At 45.7% G+C, this 2,130-nt stretch carries 4 protein-coding genes; 2 read left to right on the top strand and 2 right to left on the bottom strand.

Going from position 1 to position 2,130, the window contains the following annotated elements; genetic code table 11:
• Nucleotides 1–879: replicative DNA helicase (locus V7K62_RS03660; RefSeq protein WP_334861796.1), on the bottom strand; the 879-nt coding region annotated here is incomplete at its 3' end.
• Nucleotides 833–1,279 (bottom strand): hypothetical protein, encoded by a 447-nt coding sequence (locus tag V7K62_RS03655; RefSeq protein ID WP_334861794.1) that lies wholly within the window; start codon nt 1,277–1,279, stop codon nt 833–835. The genes V7K62_RS03655 and V7K62_RS03660, both read right to left, overlap by 47 nt.
• Nucleotides 1,280–1,494: 215 nt before the next feature.
• Here V7K62_RS03655 and V7K62_RS03650 point away from each other — a divergent pair, with 215 nt between their 5' ends.
• Nucleotides 1,495–1,758, top strand: a complete 264-nt coding sequence (locus V7K62_RS03650) for a helix-turn-helix domain-containing protein (protein ID WP_152592717.1) — start codon at nt 1,495–1,497, stop codon at nt 1,756–1,758.
• Between the two features lie 114 nt (nt 1,759–1,872).
• On the top strand, nt 1,873–2,082 hold the full coding sequence (locus V7K62_RS03645; RefSeq protein WP_334861787.1) for a hypothetical protein: 210 nt from the start codon (nt 1,873–1,875) through the stop codon (nt 2,080–2,082).
• Nucleotides 2,083–2,130 lie beyond the last annotated feature (48 nt).

Raw genomic sequence — 2,130 nt, 5'->3', positions numbered from 1 at the left:
TTCTACCATCTGCGCTACTCCTCGTGCTATCTGTGTCCAATAGTACTGAGTATTGGTTTGAATCGCGGAAGCATCTACACCTGTAATTCGAGCCAACATTCGGGCATTGAGTTGATTTTTGTCCATTTCTGGGGTTACATACAGAACAGGTTTTCCAAGTTTGGTCATAATTTCGTAAGCGTAAGAAATCATGAAATGAGTCTTGCCCATGTGAGACTCTGCTGCCACCACTACCAAACTGCTAGGATAAATCCCACCAGTGATATCTTCCAGGTCATACCAATCCACTTTCTCGCCTGCCATGTTGCCCATCTCCATTTTTTGGAACAATTCAAAGCCCATGTCTTGTGCCGAGAAAACTTTGCTGCGTTCGTCGCTTTGATTTTGAGTGACGGTGAAAACTTTCTCCTCAACAAGGTTAATTACTTGTGGCAGTTCAGTTTGAGTTTCGTAACCAAGTTGGACAATTTCATTGCCCACTTTGATTAACTGCCTTCGTCGGTATTTCTCCATCACCAAATCAGCCAAAGCATCGATGTTGACGGCGGACACAGTGCGGTCTACCAGAGTCGCTAACTTGTTTCTGCCACCAATGCGGTTGAGGAGATTGTGATCAGCCAACCAAGCAGTTACTGAAAGTAAATCTGTGGGCTGATATGTCGCATGAAGTCTGGCCGCGGCTTGATAAATATCTTTGTGAGCGCTGATGTAAAAGGCTTCAGCGTCAAGAATAACGCTTATTCTAGCGATCCCATCTGGGTCGAGCATAATCCCACCCAAAATCGCTTCTTCTGCTTCGATGTTTTGTGGGGGCAAGTTGACTTGATTTCGGTCAGGAGCAAAAGAAAATTGTCGTGTCGCGGAACTTCTCTTCACCATTGACCATAACCAGCCAGGGTTGGGTTACGAATTCATTGTGGTCGTAGGCGATGTAGGCGATGAGTTGTTTGCCTGCGTAGACTTGGTAGTGGTTGGAGTTGATTTCGACATTTGCCAGTGGTTCGGGAGCGATGGCTTGAGCTTGAGCGGTGATGAACCCGTCGAGTTCAGCTTGGGCTGTGGTTTGTTCGTCTGGGGCAGCAGGGGCAAGTTTCTGAATCTTGCTTGCCTGATATTCTGCCATCGCCTCCGGCGCGCGGGACGCGATGGCAGTAATCCAAGCATCCTTGCAGCGTTTGCCGCTCACCTCAACTGTGCAGGCGATTTGGCTGTAGATTTGCTTGAGCCGAGCAATTGATTTCAGTTGCAGCTGTTGTTGGGTATAAGTCGGATATGTCATGATTAAGATTCCCTCTACGGATGTATGGGTTTTTCAAAAGGCGATCGCACGAAGTTTTCCAGGCTGTGAGCGGTCGCCTTTTGTTTGTCTCTATGATTATCATATTAGTCGTTACGACTAATGGTGTGGAACCATCAACTAACTGATATTTCGCTATGATTTATGCTATAGTCGCAGCTACTAAGGGGCAAACACAAGGAGGTGTAAGGTTAAAGATGCCGATATTTATAAAAGAATCAATGCCGATTAAGTGGCGCTTGGCTGTATTGATGGCTGATAGAGAAATTGATTATAAAGAGCTTGCCGAGATGACAGGTATGCATCCTGTGACTATCAGCAAGCACAAAAATATTCGTGTGATGCCAGAGAGGTTAGAAAGAGAGACATTGGAGAAATACTGCAAAGCTCTTAACTGTCAACCCGGTGATTTGTTAACTTATGTGCCGGATGAACCGAAAGGGCAAACATCTGCTAGCTGATAAGTCAAAAGTATTTTTCCTCTGAAGCTGTATATCTCTCATGAAAGCTCGATTTCTAGAATTGATTTGCAATCGACTCTAAGCAATGGCATTGAACCAAAGAGAGGTGGAGTAATGAATAAACCACCCCCTAAGCGCAACAAAGCCACCTCTGCTTCATCCAGTGAGGACACACCACCAGATAACCAAGACATTGAAGAAAACCCAGCTACAGCAACAATTACAGTTAGTGCTGTTGAAGTTCCTGAATTAACCAACCAAGAGCAAAGCGATAAGCCTGACGGCATGGCTACGCTTACCGCTTGCACTTGGAACGGAAAGTAGAACGGGCGTTTTTTGAGGCAGGAAAAGCTTTGACAGAACTCCGCGATC

It is taken from the genome of Nostoc sp. (genome assembly GCF_036917935.1).
In the GTDB taxonomy this organism is placed as follows: domain Bacteria; phylum Cyanobacteriota; class Cyanobacteriia; order Cyanobacteriales; family Nostocaceae; genus Nostoc.
Note: the sequence above shows the minus strand (reverse complement) of the source record. Positions and strands in the feature narration are given on the sequence as shown.

Coding starts and splice junctions, on each gene's coding strand:
- V7K62_RS03655 (WP_334861794.1), bottom strand. CDS start 1,279: ATGACATATCCGACTTATACCCAACAACAGCTGCAACTGAAATCAATT.
- V7K62_RS03650 (WP_152592717.1), top strand. CDS start 1,495: ATGCCGATATTTATAAAAGAATCAATGCCGATTAAGTGGCGCTTGGCT.
- V7K62_RS03645 (WP_334861787.1), top strand. CDS start 1,873: ATGAATAAACCACCCCCTAAGCGCAACAAAGCCACCTCTGCTTCATCC.